A 26,299-nucleotide genomic window follows, 5' to 3' on the forward strand; every position below is an offset into this window, starting at 1 on the left:
GGGCATTTTTTTTGCCTGGTCGAATCAGAACTGCGGTGTATAGGTCAGGGTAAACATCACATTGCGTGGGTCGCCGTAGTAGTTGCTGCCCCAGATCGCGTTGTACGCAGGGATGTAGTACTTCTTGTCGAACATATTGTTCAGGTTCGCCGCCACGGTGAATTCCTGGTCGATCTTGTAGGCCACTCGCGAATCCCAGAGGGCGTTGCCGGGCACGCTGAAGTTGCGGTCATAGGCTTCGGTACTGCTTTGCGCGGTCACGCCGGCACCGACGCTGACTTTCTGCCAGTCACCCGGCAACTGGTAATCGCCCCAGACCTTGAGCTGGTGCTTGGGAGTCCAGGTACTGAAGACCTTGCCTTCGTAGGTGTCGTCCTTGAGGAACTTGGTGGTGTTGTAGGTATAGCTGGACGCCAGTTGCAAACCCGGTAGCACTTCACCGCTCAACGTGGCTTCAAAACCCTGGCTGCGAACCTTGCCCGAAGCAACGGAACAGTACCAACCGCCGCAGTTCATCGGCCCTTGCAGGTCCTGGACCCCACGGTTTTCCTGGTCGTAGCGGAAAATGGCAAAAGAGGTATTCAGCCGGCCGTCCGCCAGTTCACCCTTTATCCCCAGCTCATAATTCTTGCCTTCGATGGGCTTGAGCAAGCCGCCAGAGGTGGTCAGGTTGGTTTGCGGCTCGAAGGCATCGGCGTAGCTGGCGTAGGCCGACCATTGGTCATTGAGGTCATACAGCAGGCCTGCGTACGGCGTGACCCGGCCGGTGGTCTGCGTGGTGCTTTCGGAAGGATTGCCGTACACACCCTGGAAACCACTCTGACCAATATAGGAATAGTCATACCAACTGGTGCGAGCACCCACGACCAGGGTCAGCGGGTCCAGCACCCTCACCCGCCAGGTCCCGTAGATGCCCTTCTGGCGAATGTCATACCAGCTCTTGGAGCCGGAACCTTCCTGGAACAGCTGGTATTTGTCCCGCTGCGAACGGTGATGGTCGATATTGAAAATATCCGCGCCGTCCGTTGCATCCCGCGCCCACAGGTCATCGGTGGTGAGCTTGGAATAGTTGGCGCCCAGCACCAGTTCCTGCTGGAAACCCAGGCCCTCGAACTTGCCATTGACGTAGACGTCCACCCCCCGGCTCTTGGTATTGAAGTCAGTGACCCAGTCCACATAACGGATGTTGCCGGCCGTGCCGGGATTGGGGACTTCGTCCCATGTCGCCTGGTAGGTCGCGTCGTTGTGTTCATCCATGGCCACCAGCGCCGCTTTCAACTTCCAGTCGTCGTTGAAGCGATGCTCCAGGTCGGCGAACACCTGGGTCTGGTTGTTGACGCTGCGGTTCCAGCTGGCGCCGACAAAGGTCGAGCGCGACAGGCCGATATCGTTGCCATTGGCATAACGGGGCAACGACATGAAGTTAGGCCGGGCATGGCCCTTCTGGTTGCTGATGCCCACGCCGACGGTGGTGTCAGGGGTGAAGTCATAGTCGACGGCGGCGTAGAAGGTCTGGTTCCAGCTACCGGCGTAGTCGACGAACGAATTGCTGGTGTCGTAGTCCGCCACGAAGCGGCCACGCAAGGTGCCCTCGGCATTGAGCGGGCCGCCGGCATCGACCTGCGTGCCGTAGTGGTCCCAGGAGCCGGCCTTGGCGGTGATGGTCACCGCCGGCGCCATGCCGCCGCGCTTGCGCACCAGGTTCATGGTGCCCCCGGGGCTGTTGGCACCTTGCAGCAGGGCGGCGGGGCCGCGCAGGGTCTCCACACGGTCGTAGGTCGCCATGTTCTCGGTGAGGTAGCTGCCCAGCGTGTAGGTATTACGCGGGATCGGCACACCGTCATATTGCAAGGTGCCGAGCTCGAACCCACGGGAGAAGATGAACATGCCGGGGCCTGGCGATTTGGTCGCGGTCAGGCCAGGGGTGCGTTTCACCACTTCGGAGAGCTTGGTGGTGTTCTGGTCATCCATCTGCTTGCGGGTCATGACGCTGACCGATTGCGGAATGTCCTTGAGCCGCTGCTCGCCCCTGCCCAGCGTCACCGCTCCGGTGGTGTAGGACCCGCTGCCCTCGGTGGTCGCCCCCAGGCGCTCCGAGCGGATGGTGGTTGCCCCGACTTCCAGCGCCGAACCCGAAGCCACGCGTTTTTCCAGGGTCACGGTGTCGGCATTGATAAAGGCCGCGCTCAGGCCCGTGCCGCCCAGCAGCAGGCCCAAGGCTTCGCGCTGGCCCAGATGGCCACTGACGCCGGGCGAAACCACACCCTGGGTCAGCTCACCGGAGACCAGCACTTGAATCCGCGTCACCGCCGAAAAGGCTGCCAGCGCACCATCCAGAGATTGCTCCGGGATATCGAAACGATACGCCTGGGCCTGGGTGGTCTCGGTAGCCTGCAGATGGATCGGCGCAGTGCCGCAGGCCAAGGAAATGGCCAGTGTCAGCAAGGGCCGTGCGGCAAATCGGTGTGCCATGGATGGTGCTCCCCGGGGCAAAAGTCAGTGATCGGGCGCCGCACTACTTGAGAGTGCTTACTATTCGCGCCTCAGTGATCAAGGACGACCGCTTGCGGAGAAACCCTGAAAGTTTTTTGAAAAAGATTGCACCCTAGGACGCCTTGCCCTCGCGCAGCACCAGCAGATACGGGGTGTAATGCTCGGCACGCAGGTTGAGGGTGTATTCCAGCGCCTTGATCACCGCGTCAGGCTTGTCGATTTCAAACACACCGGACACCACGCGCTTGCGCAGGTCGTCGCCAAGCACCAGGGTCTTGCCGGGCCAGTAGCGGTTCAACTCGCTGACCACTTCCGACAGCGGCTGCTGGCGAAACACCAGTTGCCGCTGACGCCAGGCAAACCCGCTGGCGGGGTCGAAGCCATGGACGTCGGCCAGCCGCTGGCCCTGAAACTCCACGGCCCGTCCCGGTTCCAGGTACACCGGCGCGCCGCTGCCGGCATTGACCTCGACCTTGCCCTGGGCCACTTGCACCCGCGTCTGCTCGTCGCGCCGGGCAACACTGAACTGGGTACCCACCACTTTCACCCAACCATCGCCGGACTGCACCACGAACGGCCGCGCCGGGTCCCGGGTCACCTCGAAGAACCCCTCGCCGCGCAGCAGGCGGATCTGCCGTTCGCCGGCACTCATGCGCACCTGTATCGCGCTGTCGGTGTTGAGTTGCAACTGGGAACCGTCGGCCAGCTCGATGGTGCGCGACTCCCCGGTGCCGGTGGCGTAGTCCGCGCGCAGGCGATCCAGCCATGGCGTGTTTTGCAGCGTCAGCCCCACCGCCAGCAGCATCGCCGCGGCATACGCCCACGGCTGCCAGCGCCGCGCCGGCTGACGCCAGGCGGCCTGCTCGGCCCGGCGAATGGCCCGCGCCGGCTCCCGCAGGCCGCCGAGCATCACCTGTACTTCCTGCCAGGCTTCGTCCTGGGCAGCACCCTGCCCCAGCCACACGGCAAAGGCTTGCAGTTCGGCAGGCGTCACATCTTCGGCCTGGAGGCGGAAATACCAGCCGCAGGCTTCGGCGAACAGCTCTTCAGAGGTGGGCGCAGCTTGGGTCATCAGGGGGTCCACAGCGGCGGACGTGGGGTTCATGGCCGACGTCCTTGTCTATCGCAGGCCAGCCGCGCCTGGATGTAGGTACGGCAGTCGATCAGGGCCCGACGCAATTGGTATTCCACACTGCGCGGGCTGATCGACAGGCGCTCGCCGATTTCGCGGTAGGAACATTCGTCGACATGATAGAGCAGGAAGATCCGCCGGGTCGCATCGGGCAACGCCAGGATCGCGTCCTGCATCAGTTGCTCCTGCTGGTAGGCGGCCAATTGTTCGTCGGCCCCCGGGTTGCCGCAGGGCAATTCTTCGCTGGGCTCGCCGCCGTCCAGGCGCTCGCGGCGGATGGCCTGACGCTGGTGGTCGCGCACCAGGTTGCTGGCAATGGTGAAGAGGAACGCCGGGAGGTTGTCGATCTTCTCCCCGGAATCCAGGCGCGCCAGGCGCAGGAAAGATTCCTGGGTCAGGTCTGCGGCCACCTGAGCGCTGCCGGTGCGGCGGGTGACGAAGGCTTCGAGGGCTTTCTTCTGCTCCGCGAACAGGCGCGCGATCTGCGAATTCCAGGAGGGCACGACACTACCTTTAGGGGAACAGGGCGTTCAGGAAGTGCGCACGCTAGCAGAGAATGAGATTGTTTCGCAATTGATATGAGTTTTGCCCGACAGGGCTACCTGCAGGCGCCGGGAAGCCGGCTCCCGCAGGCTGGTCCACTGTTACTGGATATCCTCCGGCTTGACGATCACCCAGTTCTTGTCCGCCGTCACCGGCAGCCCTTCCTTGGCCTGGGCCGCGGCGTGCTTGGCCATCATGCCGTTGATCTGGGCCATGTACTTGTCCTTGCGGTTGACCCACAGGTGGATGCCGCCCTTGGCCACGTCGACATCGTGGAACAGCATGTAGCCGTCGCTGGTCGGGGTGTCGCCGCCCACCAGCACCGGTTTTTTCCACTCGTCGATGTAGGTCAGGATCGCTGCGTGCTTGCCGGCCATCCAGGTCGCCGGGGTCCACAGGTAAGGGGTCAGTTCCAGGCCGAGGTTGGCCTTCTCGTCATATTTGCCGGCGGTGATCTGCTTGCGCGCGGTGGTCAGCTCGCCGGTCTTGCGGTCCTTGAGCAGGGTGGTCACGCCGATGACGTTCTGCGGCTTGACGTTGTAGCCGTACTTCGGATCGGACGCGACCATGCGCACCAGTTCCTCGGAGGCGGCGGTCATCACGTAGACCTCGATGCCGTTCTCCATCAGCTTGTTGTACAGCTCTTTCTGGCCGGTGAAGATTTTCGGCGGATTGATCTCGGTGTTCTTGACCACGTCGCCTTCGAAATAAGTGGCCGGCACCGGTTTGCCCGAGGCCATCAATTCGTCGACATAGCCCTTGAGTTCCTTGAGGGTAAAGCCGGAGAACACCTGCGCCACCCAGGGGTAGCAGACCATGTCGTCGACTTCACAGAGGCGGTAGTAGTAGCTGAACAGGCTTTCCTTGTGCTCGGCGGTGTCCTTGAACGGCATCAGCTTCAGGGAGGGGTCAAGGGTCTCGCGGGTGATCAGGCCCTTGTTCTCCATGAACGGCAGCAGCGACTCTTCCAGGTCGTAGCGGTAACTGGTGTTGTCCATGTCGAACACCGCGTAGTTACCCTTGTTGGCGTTGGCCGCGATCATCGCGTCCAGTTGCTTGGCCTGGTCCGCGGGCCAGTGCTTCAAGTCGGTGGCGAGAACCTGGCCGGCAAGGCCCAGGCAGAGTGCGGCAACCAGAAATTTCGGAGCGAGTTTCATCGGCGTTTTCTCCCTGATTTAAAGAGATCGACGCTAACAAATCGCTGTGACAATCCTCGCCTGTGGGCGACCGCCCACGTCCTGATTCCGCCACCGGCATGTGCCTGAGCGTCAGCGGCTTATTCCAAAAACGACAGTCTCAATGCGTTTTTGATATTAATTCATTAGATTTCAAGCTGTTAGGCTTGCCGGTTCGCAATCGCAGTCATAAGCGATTGGCACAAGTCTTATCGGAGCCTTAATGAACCTGCCGCTGATCCTCAACCTGCTGGTGTTCCTCGCCTTGCTGCTGGGCCTGGCACAAACCCGTCACACCACCTGGAGCCTGGCCAAGAAGGTCCTGCTGGCGCTGGTGCTGGGCGTGGTCTTCGGTGTTGCCCTGCACAGCATCTACGGTGCCGGCAACCCCGTCCTGAAAACCTCCATCGGTTGGTTCGACCTGGTGGGCAACGGTTACGTGCAGCTGCTGCAGATGATCGTGATCCCGCTGGTGTTCGCCTCGATCCTCAGTGCCGTGGCGCGCCTGCACAACGCCTCGTCCCTGGGCAAGATCAGCTTCCTGACCATCGGCACCCTGCTGTTCACCACCGCCATCGCCGCGGTGATCGGCATCGCCCTGACCAACCTGTTCGGCCTGACCGCCGAAGGGCTGGTGGCCGGTACCCAGGAAATGGCTCGCCTGCAGGTGATCCAGAGCGATTACGCGGGCAAGGTCGCCGACCTGAATATCCCGCAGCTGCTGCTGTCGTTCATTCCGCAGAACCCTTTCGCCGACCTGGCCCGGGCCAAGCCGACCTCGATCATCAGCGTGGTGATCTTCGCCGCCTTCCTCGGTATCGCCGCCCTGCAACTGCTCAAGGACGACGCCGACAAGGGCCAGAAAGTGGTCAACGCCATCGACACGCTGCAAGCCTGGGTCACCCGCCTGGTGCGCCTGGTAATGAAGCTGACCCCCTACGGCGTGCTGGCGCTGATGACCAAGGTGGTCGCCAGCTCCAACCTGCAGGACATCATCAAGCTCGGCAGTTTCGTGGTGGTGTCGTACATCGGCCTGGGCCTGATGTTCGTGGTTCATGGCCTGCTGGTGTCGCTGGCCGGGATCAACCCGCTGCGCTTCTTCCGCAAGGTCTGGCCGGTGCTGACCTTCGCCTTCACCAGCCGCTCCAGCGCCGCGACCATCCCGCTGAGCATCGAGGCGCAGACCAGCCGCCTGGGCATTCCGCAGTCCATCGCCAGCTTCGCCGCCTCGTTCGGCGCGACCATCGGCCAGAACGGCTGCGCCGGCCTGTACCCGGCCATGCTGGCGGTGATGGTGGCCCCGACCGTCGGCATCAACCCGCTGGACCCGCTGTGGATCGCGACCCTGGTGGCGATAGTGACCTTGAGTTCGGCCGGTGTGGCCGGGGTGGGCGGTGGCGCGACGTTCGCCGCGCTGATCGTGCTGCCGGCCATGGGCTTGCCGGTGTCCTTGGTGGCGCTGCTGATTTCCGTGGAGCCGCTGATCGACATGGGCCGTACCGCGCTGAACGTCAGCGGTTCGATGACCGCCGGTGCGATCACCAGCCAGATCATGCAGCAGACCGATAAAGAAAAGCTCGATGCCGATGAGCATGCGGAGCTGGCGCAGGCTTAAGGGCTGCGACCTTTAGAATGTCATCGCGGGCAAGCTCCGCTCCTACGGTTCCCGGTCGATCACGTCATATGATTCGACCTCGGCCCCGTAGGAGCGGAGCTTGCCCGCGATGCTTTTAACGCTTCTCCCACACCTCGAAGCTGTAGGCCGGCTTGTCCCCTTCCGGCGGATTCGGCACGTTCGACACCAGTTGCCACTGGTTCAGGTCGAACTGCGGAAACCACGCATCGCCCTCCGGGCTCAGCGCCACGCGCGTCAGGTACAGGCGATCGGCCTGCTCCAGGCCCTGGGCATACAGCTGCGCCCCGCCGATCAGCATCAGCTCGGCGACACCCTGCTCCAGCGCCCATTCCTCGGCACGCGCCACCGCGGCTTCCAGCGACGGGTACACCTCGGCGCCTTCGAGCCGCAGGTCGGCCTGGCGGCTGACCACTATATTCAGCCGCCCCGGCAGCGGACGCCCCAGCGAATCCCAGGTCTTGCGACCCATGATGATCGGCTTGCCCAGGGTGGTGGCCTTGAAGTATTTGAAATCCCCCGGCAAGTGCCAGGGCATGCTGTTGTCGACGCCGATCACGCGGTTTTCACCGAGGGCCGCGATCAGGCTGAGAGGGAGAGATTTTTTCATGCCGGCGAGGATACCAGAGGCTCGATGCCCCGCAACGTACCCCGATCGGCGTGACAGCGGTTATGCTCACCCCTCATTTGAGCAACGGAATGACGCGTGACAGCACTGACCCCACTGGAAAAACTCTGGCTCACCGAAGCCGTACGCCTGCGTGAAGAACACGCCGGCACCCTGGAGGACCAGGAAGCCAATCGCCTGGCGCGCACCGCTGGCGGCGACCTGGCGAGCCGTATCCAATACCGCGCGCAGTGGCTGGCCGAACGTGACGGCCTGGCCGCCGCCCTGCGCCACTGGGTCCAGGGCGCGCGCCTGGCGCTGATGCTGCTGGCGCTGCTGGCCATCGTCAGCGGCGCCGGCCTGGCCTTCGCCGCCCTGGGCAACGGGCAGACGCCGGTCAATGTGTTCTGGGCCCTGGGCAGCCTGCTCGGCCTCAACCTGCTTCTGCTGCTGAGCTGGGCCCTGGGCCTGCTGTTCGCCGGCGAACAGGGCGCCAGCCTCGGCCGCCTGTGGCTGTGGCTCAGCGCCAAGCTCGCCCGCGACGCCAAGGCCGCGCAGCTCGCGCCCGCCCTGCTGTTGTTGCTGCAGCGGCGCAAACTCAATCGCTGGGCCATCGGCACCCTGGTCAACGGCCTGTGGCTGCTGGCCCTGCTCAGCGCCGTGGCGATCCTGCTGATGCTGCTGATCACCAAGCGCTACGGGTTCTACTGGGAAAGCACCCTGCTCGGTGCGGACGCCTTCGTGGCAATGACCAACGCCCTCGCGGCCATACCCCGTGCCATAGGTTTCGGCGCACCGACCGTGGCGATGATCCACGCCAGCACCCGGGACGTTTACAACACCGAGCTGGTGCGCCAGTCCTGGGCCGTCTGGCTGGTGGCCTCGCTGATCATTTACGGCGTGCTGCCGCGCCTGCTGTTGATGCTGTTCTGTCGCTGGCGCTGGAAGCGTGGGCAGGCGCGCCTGCAACTGGATCTCAACCTCCCCGGCTACAGCCAGCTGCGCGAAGCGCTGATGCCCAGCAGCGAGCGCCTGGGGATCAACGATGCCGCCCCCGACTCGCTGCACCGTATCGAAGGCGGCGTCAGCGCGCAGGACAGCGATGGCGCCCTGCTGGTGGCCATCGAACTGGACGACCAGCGCCCCTGGCCACCGCAATTGCCGGCCACGGTGAAAGACGCCGGCATCCTCGACAGCCGCGAATCCCGGCACAAGCTGCTGGAACAGATGAGCCGCTTTCCGCCGGCGCGCCTGGCCATCGCCTGCGATCCACGGCGCTCGCCGGACCGAGGCAGCCTGGCGCTGATCGCCGAGTTGGCCCGCAGCGCCAGCGCCACCCGGGTCTGGCTGCTGCAGGCGCCACCGGGCCAGGCACTGGATGCCGAACGCCTGGGTGACTGGCACGTGGCCTTGCAACAACTGGAGCTGCCGTTCGCCGATTGCGTGCCGCTGAACTGGCTGGAGACCGGGCATGACTGATCCTCGCAAACTACCGTTGAAGCTGGCGGTGGTCGGCCACACCAACGTCGGCAAGACCTCCCTGCTGCGCACCCTGACCCGGGATGTGGGCTTCGGCGAGGTCTCCCATCGCCCCAGCACCACCCGCCATGTCGAGGGCGCGCGGCTGTCGGTGGACGGCGAACCGCTGCTCGACCTGTACGACACCCCCGGCCTGGAAGACGCCATCGCCCTGCTCGACTACCTGGAACGCCTGGAGCACCCAGGCGAGCGACTGGACGGCCCGGCCCGCCTGGTGCGGTTTCTCGAAGGCAGCGAGGCGCGCCAGCGTTTCGAACAGGAAGCCAAGGTGCTGCGCCAGCTGCTGGACTCCGACGCCGGGCTGTATGTGATCGATGCCCGCGAGCCGGTACTGGCCAAGTACCGCGACGAACTGGAAGTCCTCGCCAGTTGCGGCAAGCCGCTGCTGCCGGTGCTGAATTTCGTCAGCAGCGCCAACCATCGCGAGCCGGACTGGCGCGAAGCCCTGGCCCGCCTGGGTCTGCACGCGCTGGTGCGATTCGACAGCGTGGCGCCGCCGGAGGACGGCGAGCGGCGGCTGTATGAAAGCCTGGCATTGCTTCTGGAAAGCTCGCGGCCGCAGCTGGAACGCCTGATCGCCGACCAGCAGGCGCAACGCGCGGCTCGCCAGCAAAGCGCCGCGCGGCTGATCGCCGAACTACTGATCGATTGCGCCGCCTGCCGGCGCAGTGTAGTCAGCGAGGTCGAGCAGGAACAGCAGGCCATCGGTGAACTGCGCAAAGCCGTACGCCAGCGCGAACAGCGCTGCGTCGAGGCGCTGCTCAAGCTCTACGCCTTCCGCCCGCAGGATGCCGCCGCCAGCGATGTGCCGCTGCTCGACGGACGCTGGGGCGATGACCTGTTCAACCCGGAAACCCTCAAGCAACTGGGCGTGCGGGTCGGTGGGGGGATTGCCGCCGGCGCGGCGGCCGGGGCCGGCGTCGACCTCCTGGTGGGCGGCCTGACCCTGGGCGCGGCGGCCCTGGCCGGAGCGATTGCCGGCGGCGCGCTGCAAACCGCCCGCAGCTACGGCGGCCGCCTGCTGGGCAAGCTCAAGGGCCAGCGCGAGCTGACCGTGGACGACAGCGTGTTGCGCCTGTTGGCCCTGCGCCAACGGCAACTGGTGCAGGCGCTGAATGTGCGTGGTCATGCGGCGCTGGGCAGCATCCAGCTGGCCACGCCCCAGGACCAGGGCTGGCGCGAGGGCAAGCTGCCGGAGGCGCTGAACAAGGCCCGCGCCCATCCGCAGTGGTCGTCCCTCAACCCGGCGCCGCGGCTGAGCCAGGCGGAGCGCCAGGAGCAGATCGAGGTGTTGGCGCAGAAGCTGGTGGTCGAGGATTAGGTCAGCGTCGTTCTCACCGACGCCATCGCGGGCAAGCCTCGCTCCTACAGAAGAGCGCGACCTTCTTCTGTAGGAGCGAGGCTTGCCCGCGATAACCATGGTCCAGGCACCGTAGAACCCGGATCAGGCCGCCAACAACCGCACCGCCTTGTCCTTGAGCACCTGCAAATCCATCACCGGCACCCACAGCTCCTTGGCCTGTTCGTCCCAATGGCGCAGGCGCAGGCTGACCGCGCACAGCGGGTCCTGCTCGAAGGCCCGGGCCTCTTCGGCACTCATCACTCCACCCTGGTATTCCAGGGTGCGCCGGCTGGCTTGGCTGAGCCGCTCGTAGTAGCCCGGTTCCTTGAAGGTCAGGTAACGCTTGGCCTGCACGTGGTACTCCACCAACCGCGCCAGACGCTCGCTGAAACCGGCGCGGCGCAGGTAGTCGGCGCCCAGCCGCTCATGGCTGACCACGCCGAAACCGCCCATGTTCTCAGCATCCTGCACGCAGATATGCCCGATATCGTGGAAGAACGCCGCCAGCACCACTTCGTCGTCGAAACCCTCGGCCATGGCCAGTTGCGCGGCCTGGGACATGTGTTCGATCTGCGACACCGGCTCGCCGATGTAGTCGCTGTCGCCAAAACGCTCGTACAGGCCGAACACCTCGGCGATCCGCTGCTCAGGCCCCATCAGGCTTCCTCCAGCAAACGGGCGATATTGCCCTCGGCCATGGCCGGACCGACGCTCATGCCCACGCCGCTGTGCATCAGGGCCACGCTGACCCCGGCGGCCGGGCGCAGGAACGAGAACGGCCCCGGGCCGCGGGCCCCATAGACACCCTGCCAGCGCTCGAGCACCTGCACCTTGCAGCCCAGGGTGTGTTCGGCCAGCTCGAGCATCCAGGTGTCCACCTGTTCGGCATTGAACGGCGAGGGATCGCTGCCGTAATGGTGGGAGTCGCCGATGATCAGCTCGCCATAGGGCGTCGGACTGATCAGCAGGTGGATGCCGTTTTCGTGCAGGTGCGGCGCGTCCCGCAGGATCTGCGCCTGCACCGCCGCCGCTTCGGGCAAGTCGGCAAAGGCGCCGTAATGCACGCAGCTCAGGCCGGTGAGCAGTGCGTGTTGCAGGTCCAGCTGCACCTCGGGCCGGGCGCGGAGCATTTGCAGGCGACAGACCTGCGGCGCCAGCGCGGCAATCGGCTCGGCCAGCAGGGTCTGATAGTCATGCCCGGAACAGACCAGGATCTGCGCCGCGCGAAAGCTGCCGGCGGTGCTGTGCAACTGGCCGGGCTCGATGTCGCGCACCAGGGTGGAGAAATGAAACTCCACCCCCAGGTCGCGGCGCAGGTAGTCGATCAGCATCGGGATGGCTTCCCGGGAATACAGCTGCTGGTCGTCCAGGCCGTGCAGCGCCGCGCGATGATGGCGGAAGCGGCCGCCGTACAGATCGTTCAAGGCCGCGCCGCGCAGCAGTTCGACACGGTAGCCGTGTTCGCGCGCGCGTCCGGCGCAGAAGGCCTGCAGCAATTGCTCTTCGGCCTCTGTGCGGGCGAACAGGTAAGAGCCCTTGCGCTTGAGCGGCAGGCCGGCCAGTTCGGCCCAGTCACCCCAGATGCCGCGGCTAGCCCTGGCCAGGTCGAGCATCACCCCAGGCGGCTGGCCGGTCACCAGGGCCTGGCCGAAATTGCGCACCGACGCGCCCAGGGGCGTGGCGCTGCGTTCGAAAACCTTGACCCGCAAACCGCGCTTGGCCGCGGCATAGGCATGGGACAGCCCGAGGATGCCGGCGCCGACGATCAGCAGGTCGTTGTGGTTGCTCATGTGTGTGGTCCTTGGGCGATGACCTCTGCGAGGTCGAATCGCGGGCAAGTCGGATCGCCGCCCGCTCGCTCCTACAGAAACGTCCATAGAAGCGAGGCTGGCCCGCGACAGGGGGCTGTCGATTACTTGGCGGCGACCTTCTCGGACTTGCCGTCATAACGCTTGCGCCACTCGGCAAGGATCTCGTCGCGGTTCTTCGAGGCCCAGGCGAAGTCGTTCTTGATCAGGCGCTGCTCGTAGTCGGCCGGCAGTTCGGTCTGCGGCTTGGCGATCCCCGGCTGGGCCAGGACGGCGAAGTTTTCCTTGTACAGCTCCATGGCCGCGGGGCTGGCGGAGAAGTCGGCGAGCTTCTTCGCGGCTTCTTCATGAGGGGTGCCCTTGATCACCGCGGTGGCTTCGATTTCCCAGCCCAGGCCTTCCTTCGGCAGCACGATGTCCAGCGGCGCGCCCTGGCGCTTGAGCTGCACGGCCGGGTATTCGAAGGAGATGCCAATCGGGAATTCGCCGGCCGCCGCCAGCTTGCACGGCTTGGAACCGGAATGAACGTACTGGCCGATGTTCTGGTGCAGGTCGTCCATGTACTGCCAGCCCTGCTTCTCGCCGAAAGTCTGCAACCAGGCGCTGACGTCGAGGAAGCCGGTGCCGGAAGAGGCCGGGTTAGGCATGACGATCTTGCCTTTGTACTCAGGCTTGGTCAGGTCCTGCCAGCTCACCGGCTTGGTCAGGCCCTGCTTTTCCGCCTCGACGGTGTTGAAGCAGATGGTCGCGGCCCAGACGTCCATGCCGACCCAGGCCGGCGGGTTGGCGGCGTCGCGATAGTTGCCGCCGATCTTGCCCAGGTCCTTCGGCGCATAGCTTTGCAGCATGCCCTGCTGATCGAGGATCGCCAGGCTGGAGGCCGCCAGCCCCCACACCGCGTCCGCCTGCGGCCGGGCTTTTTCCGCCAGCAGCTTGGCGGTGATGATCCCGGTGGAGTCGCGCACCCATTTGATTTCCACGTCCGGGTTGGCGGCTTCGAAGGCCTGCTTGTAGCTCTTCAGTTGCTCGGCCTCGAGGGCGGTATAGACCGTCAGTTCGGTCTTCGCGGCAAAGGCGTTCATGCTGAAAGCAGTGAGGACAGCAGCGGCAACAGCCAGGGGCTTGAACATGGTGCGGTTCCTTTCTGTGGTGGTGGGCAGAGGTGAGGGTTGGACAGATTCAGTGGCCGGGCGCGGTCTGCCGCCAGGCCTGGGAGCGGCGCAGCAAGCCGCGCGAAGCCCAGGCCAGGAGCAGGGACACGCCCGCCGAGGTCAAGAGGATCAGGGTCGACATGGCGGCCGCGCCGCCGACGTTGCCGGCGTCGTCCATGTTCAACACCGCCACCGCCGCGAGGATGGTGTCGGGGCTGTAGAGGAAGATCGCCGCCGAGACGGTGGTCATGGCCGAGACGAACAGGTAGCGCAGGATATCCAGCAGCGCCGGCAGGCAGATCGGCACGGTGACCCGCAGGTAATGGCGGTACAGCGGCGCCTTGAGCGACAGCGCGGCGGCCTCGAACTCGGCGTCGAGCTGGCGCAGCGCGGTGGTGGCGGTCATCTGCGCGGTGGTCAGGTAGTGGGCGATGGTGCACACCACCAGCAGGGTCATGCTGCCGTAGAACACATGCAGCGGGTTGCCGCTGAGGTTGAAGAAGAAGACATAACCCAGGCCCAGCACCAGGCCCGGCACCGCCATCGGCACGAAGCTGAGCATGCGCAGCGCCAGGTTGAGGCCGCGCTGGGAGCGGGTCTTCTCCATCAGGTAGGCGCCGGTGAAGATCAGCGCGCTGCCGATCAGCGCCGTGCACAGGGCCATGGTCAGGCTGTTGCGGTAGGCCAGCCAGCCGCCCCCGGCGGTGTCGTTGAACTGGTAATGGTTGAGCGACAGCGACAGGTTATAGGGCCAGAACTTCACCAGCGACGAGAACACCGCCATGCCAAACACCAGCAGCAGCGCCGCGCAGATCAGCAGCACGATCGCCAGGTAGCAGCCGTCTCTCACGCGAGAGGGCGCCGGTTTGAATACTTGGGCCCGGCCGCTCATGGAGTCGCCATGACGGCGACGCAGCCAGGCATCGACACCGAAGCTGAACAGCGCCGGCAGCAACAGCACCATGCCGATCAAGGCACCACGGCCGAACTGTTGCTGGCCGACCACCGCCTTGTAGGCTTCCAGCGCCAGCACCTGATAGTCGCCGCCGACCACCACCGGCACACCAAAATCGGTGATGGTCAGGGTGAACACCAGGCAGAACGCGGCGAACACCGCCTGCCGGGTGGCCGGCCAGGTAATGCTGCGAAAGGCCTTGGCCGGGCTGGCGCCCATGCTCGACGCAGCGTCGAACAGCCGCGCATCGGCCAGGGACAGGGCCGACAGCAGGATCATCAGGGCGTGGGGAAAGGTGTAGATCACTTCGCCGAGGACGATGCCCCAGAAGCCATAGATATTGTCCGAGAGCAGGCCACGGAGCATGCCCTGGTTGCCGAACAGATAGACCAGGGCGATCCCCGGCAGCATCGATGGCGCCATCAGCGGCAGCAGCGACAGGCCGCGCCAGATCGCCTTGCCGGGAATCAGCGTGCGTTGCAGGGCATAGGCGAACAGGTAGGCCAGCGGCACCACGATGGCGGCGACGCTGAGGGAGACTTTCAGGCTGTTGCCCAGCAGCCAGTGGAAGTTGGCGCTGGTCACCAGCTCACGGGCAGCGACCAGGCCACCGCCCTGCCCGGCTTCGCCACTGAAGCCGCGCCAGAAGATCGCCAGCAACGGCAACAGCACCGCCAAGCCCAGCAGCAGGAGCAGCACCAGCTTGCCGCCGAGCACGAAGATGCGGTCGCCGATTTCCGCACGGGCAACCTGGCGCGCCCGTTTTGCGGGTAGCGGCAGGGTCAGGTCAACGGCCATCTCAGGCAAACACCTGCAGGCTGCGCGGTGGCAAGGCGACCCAGATGTCCTGGGCTCCGAGACGCGGCATGGCTTCCGGGGCCAGCTCGGCCAACAGCGGATGGCCAGGCAATTCGTTGAGTTCGAAGCTCATGCGGCAGCGGTTGCCGAGGAAGGTGATCTCCCGGACCTTGGCCGGGAACAGGTTTTCCTCGTGCACCGGCGGATTGACGTTGATCGCCTCCGGACGGCAGAACAACCGGCCCGAAGCGGCCGTGCCGGAGTCGGCCGCCAGCCGCAGGTTCATCCCGCCGACCTGGGCGTGGCTGTCGCTGCTGCGGCGGAACGGCAGCCAGTTGCCCTGACCGACGAATTCGGCGACGAACGGGGTGGCCGGGCGATCGTAGATTTCCTGCGGCGTAGCGTATTGCTCGACCTTGCCGTTGTTCATCACCGCGATGCGGTCGGCCATCAACATGGCCTCGTCCTGGTTGTGGGTCACCATCAGGGTGGTGATGCCCAGGCGCCGCTGCAGCTGGCGCAACTCGGTACAGAGGTGCTCGCGCACCCGGGCATCCAGCGCCGACATCGGTTCATCCAGCAGCAGCAACGAAGGCGCCGGGGCCAGGGCGCGCGCCAGGGCCACCCGCTGCTGCTGACCTCCCGACAGCTGGCCGGGGTATTTCTTTTCGCTGCCGGTCAGGCCCACCAGTTCCAGCATCTGCGCCACGCGCTTGCGCACTTCGTCGCGGCCGCTGCCGGCCAGGCCATAGGCGATGTTGGCTTCGACGCTGAGGTTGGGGAACAGCGCATAGGACTGGAACAGAATGCCGTAATCCCGGGCCTGGGGCGCCAGGTGCGAGACGTCGCGGCTGCCCAGGTACAACTCGCCCTGATCCTGCCGCTCGAGACCGGCGATGCAGCGCAGCAAGGTGGTCTTGCCGCAGCCCGACGGGCCGAGCAGGCACACCAGCTCACCGGCCGCCACGTCCAGGGAGACGTTATCCAGCGCGGTGAAAGCGCCAAAGCGTTTCTGCATGCCGCGCACTTTCATCGGCGCGCCGGGGTTGCTCAGGGCAGTTGCGATCGGGTTGTTCATGGACGGACCTCATCAAGCTGATGCAGGCCATCCTAGGGCGCTAATGCGTAGTTACTGTGGCAGTGAGGCAAAAGCTGCCGATAGTGGTATTGGCGGATTTGGGTTCAAGGGGGCGGTGTCCGGATGGACGCCATCGCGGGTAAGCCTCGCTCCTACAGAAGACGAGCAGTGTTTCTGTAGGAGCGAGGCTTGCCCGCGATAGGGCCCTGACAGGCGATGAAGATACTCAGGCCGGCGCCATTTCCTGCGCCAGCCCGAGGAAGGCCGCCGGCAGGCGCGCGCCCTTGCGCTCCTTGAGGCAGTACAGGTATTCGGCGATCTGCGGCGCGTTTTCGATGGTCAGCACCCGCAGCTGCGGATCGTGGGGGACTTCCTGGCGGGCAATGATGCTGATGCCGATATTGCGCAGCACCGCCTCGCGGATCGACTCGCGGCTGCCAATTTCCAGCAGCGGCCCGAAGCTGACCCGGGCGCTGTCGAGCAATTCTTCGGTCAGGCGCCGGGTGGTGGAGCCCGGCTCGCGCATCAGCAGGGTATGCCCGGCCAGGGCGTTCAAGGGCACGTGGTCGAGGGCCGCCAACGGATGATTGCGGTGCACCGCCAGCACCAGCGGGTCGCTGCCGAGCACCCGGCGAATCAAGCGCGAATCTTCAAGCAACTGCGAGGACGCGGCGATGTCGACCCGATACTCCTCCAGCGACTCCAGGACCTGCTGCGAGTTGCCGATTTCCACCGACACCTCCACCTGGGGCAGGCGCTCCCGGAAGGTCTTCACCAGATCGAGGATGTAATAAGGCGCCGTGGCGGCGATCCGCAGGGTGCCTTGCAACTGGCCGCTGTTACGCAGGAAAAACTCGATATCGGCTTCCTGCTGCAACAGCGCCTTGACCATCGGCAGCAGCCGGGCGCCCTCCTCGCTGACGCTGAGGCGGCGCCCGCCGCGATAGAACAGCTCGACCGAGTACTGGCTTTCCAGATGGCGGATCTGGGTGGTCACCGTGGGCTGGCTCAGGCCGAGCTTTTTCGCCGCCAGGGTAATGCTGCCCAGGCGGGCTACCATGTAAAACGCCTTCAGCTCGGCACTCAGCACTGCATTCTCACGTTACCCATCAGCTCATCCTCTATTTGCGCAACAGGCGCAAACCGTTGAAGACCACCAACAGACTGACGCCCATGTCGGCGAACACGGCCATCCACATGGTGGCCAACCCGAAGAAGGTTACCCCAAGAAAGATCGCCTTGATGACCAGGGCCAGGGCGATATTTTGTACGAGGATGTTCGAGGTCTGGCGGGACAACCGGACAAAGGCCGGGATCTTGCGCAGATCGTCGTCCATCAGGGCGACATCGGCGGTCTCGATGGCAGTGTCAGTACCTGCCGCAGCCATGGCGAAACCGATCTCCGCGCGGGCCAGGGCCGGGGCGTCGTTGATGCCGTCGCCGACCATGCCGACCCGATGCCCTTGGGCATACAGATCTTCGATGGCTTGCAGTTTGTCGGTGGGCAGCAGGTCGCCGCGGGCCCGGTCGATGCCCACCTGGGCAGCGATGGCCTCGGCGGTGTGCGGGTTGTCGCCGGTCAGCATCAGGGTCTTGATGCCCAGCTCGTGCAGCTGCTGGATCGCCTCGCGACTGGACTCCTTGACCGTGTCAGCCACCGCGAACAGGGCCAGGGGGCCGGCGCTGTCGAGCAACAGCACCACGGTCTTGCCCTGTTTCTCCAGGGCGAACAGCTTCTCTTCCAGCTCCGGCGAGCACAGCCCCAGCTCCTCCACCAGGCGGTGATTGCCCAGGTGGTAGAGCTGACCGTTGATTTCCCCGCGCACACCGCGGCCGGTCAGGGCTTCGAAGTTATCCACAAGGTGCAGGCCCAGTTGCTTATCCACAGCCGCATTGGCAATAGCCAGGGACACCGGGTGGTCGGAACGGGACGCCAGGCTGGCGGCGATGGCCGGGGCACTGTCGTCCGCCAGTGGGTCGAGGGACAGGAAATCGGTCTGCACCGGCTTGCCGTGGGTGATGGTGCCGGTCTTGTCCAGCGCCAGGTAGTCGAGCTTGTAACCGCCTTCCAGGTAAACCCCACCCTTGATCAGGATGCCTTTGCGCGCCGCCGCGGCCAGGCCACTGACAATGGTCACCGGGGTGGAAATCACCAGGGCGCACGGGCATGCGACCACCAACAGCACCAGGGCGCGGTAGATCCAGTCGAACCAGGCGGCCCCCATGAACAGCGGCGGAATCACCGCCACGGCCAGGGCGAAGGCAAACACCGCGGGGGTGTAGATTTTCGAGAAGCTGTCGACGAAGCGCTGGGTCGGCGCGCGCGCGCCCTGGGCCTGTTCCACGGCATGGATGATCCGCGCCAGGGTCGAGTTGTTGGCCGCCGCGGTTACCTTGTACTCCAGGGAGCCAGCCTGGTTGATGGTGCCGGCGAAGACCTTGTCGCCCAGGGTCTTCTCCACCGGCAGGCTTTCACCGGTGATCGGTGCCTGGTCGATGGTCGAACTGCCGGCCACCACCTCGCCGTCCAGGCCGATGCGTTCACCCGGACGCACCCGCACCAGCGCGCCGAGTTCGATGCTTTTCGCTTCCCGTTCGACCCAGCTGCCGTCCGCCTGCTGCACCGTGACCCGCTCCGGGGTCATCTGCATCAGGCCACTGATGGCGTTGCGTGCACGGTCCAGGGATTTGGCCTCGATCAACTCGGCCACGGTGAACAGGAACATCACCATCGCCGCTTCCGGCCATTGGCCGATCAGCACGGCGCCGGTCACGGCGATGCTCATCAGCGCATTGATATTGAGGTTGCGGTTCTTCAGGGCGATCCAGCCCTTCTTGTAGGTGCCGAGGCCACCACTGAGGATCGAGACCAGGGCAACCACCGCCACCACCCAGGTCGGCGCGGCGCTGGTGAAGTGGATCACTTCCGCGGCCAGCGCGCCGATGCCCGACAGCGCCAGCGGCCACCAGTGCTTTTTCACCGGGGTCGCGGCCGGGGCATCGGACTCACCGCCCAGGCCGATGGGCTCGGCTTCCATGCCCAGGGACTTGATGGCGGCGATGATCGGGGCGACGTCCTGCAGGTCGTGGGTCACGCCCAGCACCCGGTTGATCAGGTTGAACTCCAACTGCTGCACACCCGCCAGCTTGCCCAGCTTGTTCTGGATCAGCGTCTGCTCGGTCGGGCAGTCCATGGCGTCGATGCGGAAGCTGCTCAGACGCGCATTGGCGCTCGGCGCCGTGCTGAGCTTGACCAGGGAGGGCGCGGCGGCCGACGAACAGCAGGCATCGCCATGGCTGGCGGCCTGGGGCTCGCTCAACTGGACCAACGACGGCGCTGAACAGCAGGAACCGCCGTGGCCAGCATGATCGTGTTTTTTCACCGGCTGCAGTTTTGCGCCATGGCCGTGATCGTGATCGTGATCGTGATCGTGATCGTGATCGTGGCCAGCATGCTTGGAGTCAGCGCCGGGCTTGCCGTGGGTGTGCAGGGAATCGCTCATAAGGTCGCGTCCGAAAAGGTGCCTGTTGCCAAGTGAACACCCTGTAGCCACTATAGGGTCAAGCACCCTTTCGGAGATTGTCGCGATGAAAATTGGCGAGCTGGCGAAACTGACCGACTGTCAGGTCGAAACCATCCGTTACTACGAGCGCGAGGGCCTGCTACCGGAACCGGCCCGCAGCGAGGGCAATTACCGTCTGTATACCCAGGCCCACACCGAACGCCTGACCTTCATCCGCAACTGCCGCAGCCTGGACATGACCCTCGAGGAAATCCGCAGCCTGCTGAACCTGCGCGACAGTCCGCAGGACCAGTGCCAGAGCGTGAACGCGCTGATCGACGAGCATATCCACCACGTCAAGGCGCGGATCGACGGGCTCTTGGCCTTGCAGACACAGCTGCTCGACCTGCGCCAACGCTGCAGCGAAGGGCCGGATCTGGATCAGTGCGGGATTTTGCAGCGCCTGGAAGTCAGCGGCTCGGTGGCCCCCAGCGAAGCCGAGGATTCTCACGTGGGCCGTAGCCACGGCCACTAGAAACAACGCGGGCCAGCCTCGCTCCTACAACAGACAGGAGCAAGGCTGGCCCGCGAGCATTGCGCGTTGACGCCCGAGTCAGACCGCCATCGGCGCGGTCATCGGCGCGTGGTGCTCGTAGCCTTCCAGCGAGAAGTCGCTCGGCTCGACCTTTTCCAGCCACTCCGGCTCGTACACGCCGGTCTTGGCGAACTCCGGTACACGCTCGGAAATCACCAGTTTCGGCATCGGGAACGGCTCGCGCTTGAGCTGTTCGTTGAGCATGTCCAGGTGGTTTTCGTAGACGTGGGCGTCACCGATGAAATAGGTGAACCAGCGCGGGGTGTAGCCGGTCAGGCGACCGATCAGGCTCAGCAGCGCGGCGCCTTCGGTGAGGTTGAACGGCGTGCCCAGGCCCAGGTCGTTGGAGCGGATGTAGAGGGTCAGGGAGATTTCCCGGGTCTCGACATTCGGGTGGAACTGGTACAGCAGGTGGCACGGCGGCAGGGCCATTTCATCCAGCTGGGCGCAGTTCCAGCCGTGGAACAGGATACGGCGGCTGCCCGGGTCCTTGATGATGGTGTCGACGCACTGGCGCACCTGATCGATAGCCTTGTACAGCACCACGTAGGCCTGGCCGTTTTCCTTGCCTTCGGCGATCTGCCGGTAGCCCTGGCCCAGGGTCTGCTCGATGGCGGCTGGGTTGCTCAGGGGGATCTGCTTGTACGCCGGCCACTTGCGCCATTGCACGCCGTAGATCTCACCCAGGTCGTCCTCGCCCTGGCGGAAGGGGTTGGCCAGCCATTGCGCGTTTTCGTTGGCGTTCTGGTCCCAGACCTTGCAGCCCAGGGCACGGAATTCGGCGGCGTTGTTCACCCCACGGAGGAAACCGCACATCTCGCCGATGGCCGACTTGAAGGCCATCTTGCGGGTGGTGATCGCCGGGAAACCTTCTTTCAGGTCGTAACGCAGCATCGCGCCGGGGAAACTGATGGTGTTCACGCCCGTGCGGTTGGCCTGCTTGGTGCCGTTCTTGATGACGTGGGCGACCAGATCGAGATATTGCTTCATGTATTACCTGTGTCCTTGAAGGCAGGGCTCGCGCCCTGCGATCCGAATTTAAAGCGCGGCGTCTTTCGCCGCCGGTGCCGCTGGAGCGCGGTGGTAGGCCAGCCAGATCAGGAACAGGCCGCCAACGATCATCGGCAGGCACAGCACCTGGCCCATGGTCAGCCAGTTCCACGCCAGGTAACCCAGCTGCGCATCCGGGACCCGGACGAACTCGACGATAAAACGGAAAATACCGTAAAACAGGGCGAACATCCCGGAAACCGCCATGGTTGGGCGAGGTTTGCGCGAGAACAGCCAGAGGATGAGGAACAGCGCCACGCCTTCCAGGGCGAACTGATACAGCTGCGAAGGATGGCGCGGCAGCTGGGCCGGATCGCTGAACGGCGGGAAGATCATCGCCCACGGCAGGTCGGTCGGCTTGCCCCACAGCTCGGCGTTGATAAAGTTGCCGATGCGCCCGGCGCCCAGGCCGATCGGCACCATCGGCGCGACGAAGTCCATCAGCTGGAAGAACGATTTGCCGTTCTTCTTGCCGAACCACAAGGCCGCCAGCATCACCCCGATGAAACCGCCATGGAACGACATGCCGCCTTTCCAGACCTCGAAGATCAGCGTCGGGTTGGCCAGGTAGGCGCTCAGGTCGTAGAACAGCACATACCCCAGGCGCCCGCCGACAATGACCCCCATCGACATCCAGAACACCATGTCGGAGAGCTTCTCCTTGGTCCAGGTCGGGTCGAAGCGGTTCAACCGGCGCGACGCCAGCAGCCAGGCGCCACCGATGCCGATCAGGTACATCAGGCCGTACCAGTGAATTTTCAGCGGGCCGATGGCCAGGGCCACCGGGTCGATCTGCGGGTAAGGCAGCATTGCGACTCCTCGTTAGAGTGAAACTCAATTTCCGCCGCGACCATGCCACGCGCGGATTAAGCCAGGATTGCGAAACCTGTCAGAGCAGGAATGTCAGGCCGACTACAAACAACAGGCCGGCGAACAAGCGCTTCAACAGGCGCGCCGACAGCCGATGGGCCAGTCGCGCACCGAACCGGGCAAAGACCATGCTGGTCAGGGCGATGCCCAACAGCGCCGGCAAATACACAAAACCCAGACTATGAGCCGGCAACAGCGGATCATGCCAGCCCAGAATCATGAAACTTATTGCACTGGCCACGGCAATCGGCAAACCGCAGGCCGAGGACGTGGCCACCGCCTGCTGCATCGGCACGCTACGCCAGGTCAGGAACGGCACGGTCAGCGAGCCGCCGCCGATGCCGAAAATCGCCGAAGCCCAGCCGATCACGCTGCCGGCCAGGGTCAGCCCCAGCTTGCCGGGAACGTCACGGCTGGCCTTGGGCCGCAGGTCCAGGGTCATCTGCAGGGCGACCACCAGGGCGAAAACACCAATGATTTTCTGCAGGTTCGGTCCGGAAATCGCTTCGGCGGTCAGCGCCCCGACCCCGGCGCCGAGCAGGATGCCCAGGGTCATCCAGGCAAAGATCGGCCAGCGCACCGCGCCCCTGCGCTGGTGTTCGCGAACCGCGTTGACCGAGGTGAAGATGATAGTCGCCAGCGACGTACCGACCGCCAGGTGGGTCAGGATCGACGGATCGAAACCTTGCAGGGTGAAGCTGAACACCAGCACGGGAACGATGATGATGCCGCCACCCACGCCAAACAGGCCGGCCAATACGCCCGCGCAGGCCCCCAGCAGCAGATAGAGCAGAAATTCCATGGAGGCATCCAAAAAAGAGAGCGGCATGGTAACGGATGCATGGCCCTTGGCTCCACTGGATGGCGATGGATACCCAGTCGATCTGTGCGTAGAGTGAACAAAAAAACACAAAAGGGACGACCTGATGTGCTTGATCGTATTCGCCTGGCGGCCCGGCCACGCCCTGCCCCTGATCGTCGCGGCCAACCGTGACGAGTTCTACGCCCGCCCCAGCCTGCCGCTGGCGCAATGGCCCGAGTCCCCCGACATCTACGCCGGGCGCGACCTGGAAGCGGGCGGTACCTGGCTCGGCCTGGGCGCCGACGGACGCTTCGCCGCCCTGACCAATATCCGCAATCCCCACCAGCCCCCCGCGCGCCGTTCCCGGGGCGAACTGGTGGCGCGTTTTCTCAGCAGCAAAATGTCGATAGACAACTATTTCAGCGACGTTGTCGGCCGATCCCTGGAATATGCCGGCTTCAACCTGCTGCTGGGCACCCCTGATCAGCTCTGGCACTACAACGCCCTGGCCCGTGAGCCGCAGCAACTGGGCAGTGGCGTGTACGGCTTGTCGAATGCCGGGCTCGACACGCCCTGGCCCAAACTGCTCAAGGCCAAGGCGGCGCTGCAGGAAGTGCTGGACGACCCGCAACCCCAGGCTCTGCTCGCCCTGCTCAGCGATGCGCAGACCGCGCCTTTTGCCGACCTGCCCGATACCGGGGTCGGCCTGGCCACCGAGAGCCTGCTGTCGAGCGTGTTTATCGCCAGCCCAAGCTATGGCACGCGGGCCAGCACGGCGCTGATCGTCCGGGCCGATGGTTCGAGGCACATAGTCGAGCGCAGCTTCGGGCCCTATGGCGGGCATCTGGGGGAAGTGGAGTTGCGGATCTAGCGGACGCTATCGTGAGCAAGCCCGCTCCTACAGCTGTAGGAGCGGGCTTGCTTGCACTGGAAACAACGGGGATTAAAGGGTCTTGGCCGACGCCGGATTGATCATCCGCGCCAGGCCCAGGTTCTTCAGCGCCAGTTGCAGCGAGCTGTGGATAACTTGCGGGTTGTCGATGGTCATCAACTCGGCCAGCAATTCCTTGGCCTTGCTGAGATTGATCTGACGCAGCATCCACTTCACTTTCGGCAGGTTGGTGGCGTTCATCGACAGGCTGTCGAAGCCCATCGCCATCAGCAGCACCGCCGCCGCCGGATCGCCAGCCATCTCGCCGCAGATACTCACCGGCTTGCCTTCGGCATGGGCGTCGCGCACCACGGTCTGCAAGGCCTGCAGCACCGCTGGGTGCAGGTAGTCGTAGAGATCCGCCACCCGTGGGTTGTTGCGGTCCACGGCCAGCAGGTACTGGGTCAGGTCGTTGGAGCCGACCGACAGGAAGTCCACCTGGCGCGCCAGTTCCTTGGTCTGGTACACCGCGGCCGGGATCTCGATCATCACCCCGATCGGCGGCATCGGCACGTCGGTGCCTTCGTCGCGCACCTCGCCCCAGGCGCGGTGGATCAGGTGCAATGCTTCTTCCAGCTCATGGGTGCCGGAAATCATCGGCAGGAGAATGCGCAGGTTGTTCAGGCCTTCGCTGGCCTTGAGCATGGCGCGGGTCTGGACGAGGAAAATCTCGGGATGGTCGAGGGTGACGCGAATGCCGCGCCAGCCGAGGAAGGGGTTGTCTTCCTTGATCGGGAAATACGACAGTGACTTGTCGCCGCCGATGTCCAGGCTGCGCATCGTCACCGGTTGCGGGTGGAAGGCGGAAAGTTGCTCGCGATAGATCGCCAGCTGCTCCTTTTCGCTCGGGAAACGTTGGTTGATCATGAACGGCACTTCGGTGCGGTACAGACCCACGCCTTCGGCGCCACGCTTCTGCGCCCGCGCCACGTCCGCCAGCAGGCCAGTGTTGACCCACAGCGGCATGCGGTGGCCGTCCAGCGTCACGCACGGCTGGTCGCGCAGCGCATCCAGGCCCTGGGCCAGTTGCCGCTCTTCCTCGACCACATCGGCGAACTGCTTGCGCAGCACGTCGCTGGGGTTGGTGTAGACCTCGCCGTGGTAGCCGTCGACGATCATCTGGATGCCGTCGACTTTCGAGTACGGCAGGTCGACCAGGCCCATCACCGTCGGGATACCCATGGCCCGGGCCAGGATCGCCACGTGGGAGTTGCCCGAACCCAATACCGAGACCAGGCCGACCAGCTTGCCTTCCGGCACCTCGCCGAGCATGGCCGGCGTCAGTTCTTCGCTGACCAAGATGGTGTTGTCGGGGTAGACCAGGGTTTGCTGACGCTCTTCCTGCAGGTAGGCCAGCAGGCGGCGGCCCAGGTCCTTGACGTCCGACGCCCGCTCGCGCAGGTAGGCATCGTCCATCAGTTCGAAACGGTTGACGTGATCGGTGACCACCTGGCGCAACGCGCCCTGGGCCCACTGGCCGGTCTTGATCACCGTGGTCACTTCGCTGCCCAGGGAGGCATCGTCGAGCATCATCAGGTAGACGTCGAACAGCGCCCGTTCTTCGGGGCGCAGCTGGGTGGCGAGTTTTTCCGAGAGGGTGCGCATGTCGGCGCGCACGCCTTCGATGGCTGTCTTGAACAACGCCAGCTCGGCGTCGATGTCGGTAATGCTCTTGTCAGGCACCACGTCCAGATCGGCCGGCGGCAGCATGACCACCGCGGTACCGACCGCCGCGCCTGGCGAACCGGGCACGCCGACGAACTTGGCTTCCTGGATGCCCTTGCCCTGGCGGCCCAGGCCACGGATCGAGCCGGTGGCTTCGGCGTGGGCGATAACCCCCGCCAGCTGGGCGCTCATAGTCACCAGGAAGGCTTCTTCGCCCTCGTCGAACTGACGACGCTCCTTTTGCTGGATGACCAGAACGCCGACGACCCGACGGTGGTGAATGATCGGTGCACCGAGGAAGGAGGCATAACGCTCCTCGCCGGTCTCGGCGAAGTAGCGATAACGCGGGTGATCGGCGGCGTTTTCGAGGTTCAGCGGTTCTTCGCGCGTACCGACCAGGCCGACCAGACCTTCGTTGGGTGCCATGCTGACCTTGCCGATCGAGCGCTTGTTCAAGCCCTCGGTGGCCATCAGGACAAAACGGTTGGTCTCCGGATCCAGCAGATAGACCGAGCAGACCTGGCTGCCCATGGCCTCTTTGACGCGCAACACAATAATCCCCAACGCCGCCTTGAGATCCTTGGCGGAGTTAACTTCCTGGACGATCTTGCGCAGCGTATTGAGCATGG

General features: G+C 64.7%; 22 protein-coding genes. 6 read left to right on the plus strand and 16 right to left on the minus strand.

Features of this window, described 5'->3' with window-relative positions; all coding sequences use genetic code 11:
* Positions 1-24 precede the first annotated feature (24 nt).
* The 4 genes from C4K38_RS30265 to C4K38_RS30280 all read right to left on the minus strand — a co-directional run bounded on the left by C4K38_RS30265 (position 25) and on the right by C4K38_RS30280 (position 5,325).
* Positions 25-2,472: a TonB-dependent siderophore receptor gene (locus C4K38_RS30265; RefSeq protein ID WP_053281296.1), complete on the minus strand. Its 2,448-nt coding sequence runs from the start codon at positions 2,470-2,472 to the stop codon at positions 25-27.
* 133 nt (positions 2,473-2,605) lie between these two features.
* Positions 2,606-3,598, minus strand: coding sequence for a FecR family protein (locus C4K38_RS30270; protein ID WP_231998587.1), 993 nt, complete (start codon positions 3,596-3,598; stop codon positions 2,606-2,608).
* Positions 3,595-4,128 carry an RNA polymerase sigma factor gene (locus tag C4K38_RS30275; RefSeq protein WP_053281297.1) on the minus strand — a complete coding sequence of 178 codons (534 nt, stop codon included), beginning with the start codon at positions 4,126-4,128 and terminating at the stop codon, positions 3,595-3,597. The genes C4K38_RS30270 and C4K38_RS30275 overlap by 4 nt, the downstream gene beginning before the upstream one ends.
* A gap of 141 nt (positions 4,129-4,269) precedes the next feature.
* A complete protein-coding gene (locus C4K38_RS30280) occupies positions 4,270-5,325 on the minus strand; it encodes an HAD family hydrolase (protein ID WP_025807147.1) in 1,056 nt (351 codons plus the stop codon).
* A gap of 241 nt (positions 5,326-5,566) precedes the next feature.
* Here C4K38_RS30280 and C4K38_RS30285 point away from each other — a divergent pair, with 241 nt between their 5' ends.
* Positions 5,567-6,958, plus strand: a complete 1,392-nt coding sequence (locus tag C4K38_RS30285) for an L-cystine transporter (RefSeq protein WP_053281298.1) — start codon at positions 5,567-5,569, stop codon at positions 6,956-6,958.
* A 115-nt stretch (positions 6,959-7,073) separates the two neighbouring features.
* Here the strand turns inward: C4K38_RS30285 and C4K38_RS30290 are convergent, their stop codons facing one another.
* Positions 7,074-7,586, minus strand: a complete 513-nt coding sequence (locus tag C4K38_RS30290) for a dihydrofolate reductase (RefSeq protein WP_053281299.1) — start codon at positions 7,584-7,586, stop codon at positions 7,074-7,076.
* 96 nt (positions 7,587-7,682) lie between these two features.
* Between C4K38_RS30290 and C4K38_RS30295 the strand changes: the two genes are divergently transcribed.
* A complete protein-coding gene (locus C4K38_RS30295) occupies positions 7,683-9,062 on the plus strand; it encodes a DUF2868 domain-containing protein (RefSeq protein ID WP_053281300.1) in 1,380 nt (459 codons plus the stop codon).
* On the plus strand, positions 9,055-10,443 hold the full coding sequence (locus C4K38_RS30300; RefSeq protein WP_053281301.1) for a GTPase/DUF3482 domain-containing protein: 1,389 nt from the start codon (positions 9,055-9,057) through the stop codon (positions 10,441-10,443). Before C4K38_RS30295 ends, C4K38_RS30300 begins: the two co-directional genes overlap by 8 nt.
* A 123-nt stretch (positions 10,444-10,566) precedes the next feature.
* Here the strand turns inward: C4K38_RS30300 and C4K38_RS30305 are convergent, their stop codons facing one another.
* The 7 genes from C4K38_RS30305 to C4K38_RS30335 form a co-directional block, all read right to left on the minus strand.
* Positions 10,567-11,121, minus strand: coding sequence for a phosphonate degradation HD-domain oxygenase (locus C4K38_RS30305; RefSeq protein WP_053281302.1), 555 nt, complete (start codon positions 11,119-11,121; stop codon positions 10,567-10,569).
* Positions 11,121-12,254: a TIGR03364 family FAD-dependent oxidoreductase gene (locus tag C4K38_RS30310; protein WP_053281303.1), complete on the minus strand. Its 1,134-nt coding sequence runs from the start codon at positions 12,252-12,254 to the stop codon at positions 11,121-11,123. Before C4K38_RS30310 ends, C4K38_RS30305 begins: the two co-directional genes overlap by 1 nt.
* A gap of 122 nt (positions 12,255-12,376) precedes the next feature.
* Positions 12,377-13,402 carry a putative 2-aminoethylphosphonate ABC transporter substrate-binding protein gene (locus tag C4K38_RS30315; protein WP_025807138.1) on the minus strand — a complete coding sequence of 342 codons (1,026 nt, stop codon included), beginning with the start codon at positions 13,400-13,402 and terminating at the stop codon, positions 12,377-12,379.
* A 49-nt stretch (positions 13,403-13,451) separates the two neighbouring features.
* Positions 13,452-15,176: a putative 2-aminoethylphosphonate ABC transporter permease subunit gene (locus C4K38_RS30320; RefSeq protein WP_053281304.1), complete on the minus strand. Its 1,725-nt coding sequence runs from the start codon at positions 15,174-15,176 to the stop codon at positions 13,452-13,454.
* Position 15,177: 1 nt separating this feature from the next.
* The gene (locus tag C4K38_RS30325) at positions 15,178-16,254 is read right to left on the minus strand and encodes a putative 2-aminoethylphosphonate ABC transporter ATP-binding protein (RefSeq protein WP_053281305.1); all 1,077 of its coding nucleotides are present in this window, start codon (positions 16,252-16,254) and stop codon (positions 15,178-15,180) included.
* 226 nt (positions 16,255-16,480) lie between these two features.
* On the minus strand, positions 16,481-17,344 hold the full coding sequence (locus tag C4K38_RS30330) for a LysR family transcriptional regulator (protein WP_025807134.1): 864 nt from the start codon (positions 17,342-17,344) through the stop codon (positions 16,481-16,483).
* Positions 17,345-17,375: 31 nt separating this feature from the next.
* Positions 17,376-19,574 (minus strand): heavy metal translocating P-type ATPase, encoded by a 2,199-nt coding sequence (locus C4K38_RS30335; protein ID WP_231998586.1) that lies wholly within the window; start codon positions 19,572-19,574, stop codon positions 17,376-17,378.
* 36 nt (positions 19,575-19,610) lie between these two features.
* Here C4K38_RS30335 and C4K38_RS32680 point away from each other — a divergent pair, with 36 nt between their 5' ends.
* Positions 19,611-19,793 carry a hypothetical protein gene (locus C4K38_RS32680; RefSeq protein ID WP_231998628.1) on the plus strand — a complete coding sequence of 61 codons (183 nt, stop codon included), beginning with the start codon at positions 19,611-19,613 and terminating at the stop codon, positions 19,791-19,793.
* Positions 19,794-19,842: 49 nt separating this feature from the next.
* Positions 19,843-20,292 carry a Cd(II)/Pb(II)-responsive transcriptional regulator gene (cadR, locus tag C4K38_RS30340; protein ID WP_023967953.1) on the plus strand — a complete coding sequence of 150 codons (450 nt, stop codon included), beginning with the start codon at positions 19,843-19,845 and terminating at the stop codon, positions 20,290-20,292.
* A 78-nt stretch (positions 20,293-20,370) separates the two neighbouring features.
* Here cadR and C4K38_RS30345 read toward each other — a convergent pair whose 3' ends face one another.
* The 3 genes from C4K38_RS30345 to C4K38_RS30355 form a co-directional block, all read right to left on the minus strand.
* Complete coding sequence (locus C4K38_RS30345) at positions 20,371-21,342, minus strand: thymidylate synthase (protein WP_053281307.1); 972 nt, start codon at positions 21,340-21,342, stop codon at positions 20,371-20,373.
* Positions 21,343-21,390: 48 nt separating this feature from the next.
* A complete protein-coding gene (gene lgt, locus C4K38_RS30350; protein ID WP_025807131.1) occupies positions 21,391-22,212 on the minus strand; it encodes a prolipoprotein diacylglyceryl transferase in 822 nt (273 codons plus the stop codon).
* A gap of 79 nt (positions 22,213-22,291) precedes the next feature.
* Complete coding sequence (locus C4K38_RS30355) at positions 22,292-23,074, minus strand: sulfite exporter TauE/SafE family protein (RefSeq protein ID WP_025807130.1); 783 nt, start codon at positions 23,072-23,074, stop codon at positions 22,292-22,294.
* Positions 23,075-23,198: 124 nt separating this feature from the next.
* On the opposite strand from C4K38_RS30355, the gene C4K38_RS30360 reads away from it, so the two are divergent.
* A complete protein-coding gene (locus tag C4K38_RS30360) occupies positions 23,199-23,945 on the plus strand; it encodes an NRDE family protein (RefSeq protein ID WP_053281308.1) in 747 nt (248 codons plus the stop codon).
* 72 nt (positions 23,946-24,017) lie between these two features.
* On the opposite strand, the gene ptsP is transcribed toward C4K38_RS30360, so the two are convergent.
* Positions 24,018-26,297, minus strand: coding sequence for a phosphoenolpyruvate--protein phosphotransferase (gene ptsP / locus C4K38_RS30365; RefSeq protein ID WP_053281309.1), 2,280 nt, complete (start codon positions 26,295-26,297; stop codon positions 24,018-24,020).
* Positions 26,298-26,299: the final 2 nt, after the last annotated feature.

The organism is Pseudomonas chlororaphis subsp. piscium (genome assembly GCF_003850345.1).
Taxonomy (GTDB): Bacteria; Pseudomonadota; Gammaproteobacteria; order Pseudomonadales; family Pseudomonadaceae; genus Aquipseudomonas; species Aquipseudomonas piscium.

Coding starts and splice junctions, on each gene's coding strand:
- C4K38_RS30265 (WP_053281296.1), bottom strand. CDS start 2,472: ATGGCACACCGATTTGCCGCACGGCCCTTGCTGACACTGGCCATTTCC.
- C4K38_RS30270 (WP_231998587.1), bottom strand. CDS start 3,598: ATGAACCCCACGTCCGCCGCTGTGGACCCCCTGATGACCCAAGCTGCG.
- C4K38_RS30280 (WP_025807147.1), bottom strand. CDS start 5,325: ATGAAACTCGCTCCGAAATTTCTGGTTGCCGCACTCTGCCTGGGCCTT.
- C4K38_RS30285 (WP_053281298.1), top strand. CDS start 5,567: ATGAACCTGCCGCTGATCCTCAACCTGCTGGTGTTCCTCGCCTTGCTG.
- C4K38_RS30290 (WP_053281299.1), bottom strand. CDS start 7,586: ATGAAAAAATCTCTCCCTCTCAGCCTGATCGCGGCCCTCGGTGAAAAC.
- C4K38_RS30300 (WP_053281301.1), top strand. CDS start 9,055: ATGACTGATCCTCGCAAACTACCGTTGAAGCTGGCGGTGGTCGGCCAC.
- C4K38_RS30305 (WP_053281302.1), bottom strand. CDS start 11,121: ATGGGGCCTGAGCAGCGGATCGCCGAGGTGTTCGGCCTGTACGAGCGT.
- C4K38_RS30310 (WP_053281303.1), bottom strand. CDS start 12,254: ATGAGCAACCACAACGACCTGCTGATCGTCGGCGCCGGCATCCTCGGG.
- C4K38_RS30315 (WP_025807138.1), bottom strand. CDS start 13,402: ATGTTCAAGCCCCTGGCTGTTGCCGCTGCTGTCCTCACTGCTTTCAGC.
- C4K38_RS30320 (WP_053281304.1), bottom strand. CDS start 15,176: ATGGCCGTTGACCTGACCCTGCCGCTACCCGCAAAACGGGCGCGCCAG.
- C4K38_RS30325 (WP_053281305.1), bottom strand. CDS start 16,254: ATGAACAACCCGATCGCAACTGCCCTGAGCAACCCCGGCGCGCCGATG.
- cadR (WP_023967953.1), top strand. CDS start 19,843: ATGAAAATTGGCGAGCTGGCGAAACTGACCGACTGTCAGGTCGAAACC.
- C4K38_RS30345 (WP_053281307.1), bottom strand. CDS start 21,342: ATGAAGCAATATCTCGATCTGGTCGCCCACGTCATCAAGAACGGCACC.
- lgt (WP_025807131.1), bottom strand. CDS start 22,212: ATGCTGCCTTACCCGCAGATCGACCCGGTGGCCCTGGCCATCGGCCCG.
- C4K38_RS30355 (WP_025807130.1), bottom strand. CDS start 23,074: ATGGAATTTCTGCTCTATCTGCTGCTGGGGGCCTGCGCGGGCGTATTG.
- C4K38_RS30360 (WP_053281308.1), top strand. CDS start 23,199: ATGTGCTTGATCGTATTCGCCTGGCGGCCCGGCCACGCCCTGCCCCTG.
- ptsP (WP_053281309.1), bottom strand. CDS start 26,297: ATGCTCAATACGCTGCGCAAGATCGTCCAGGAAGTTAACTCCGCCAAG.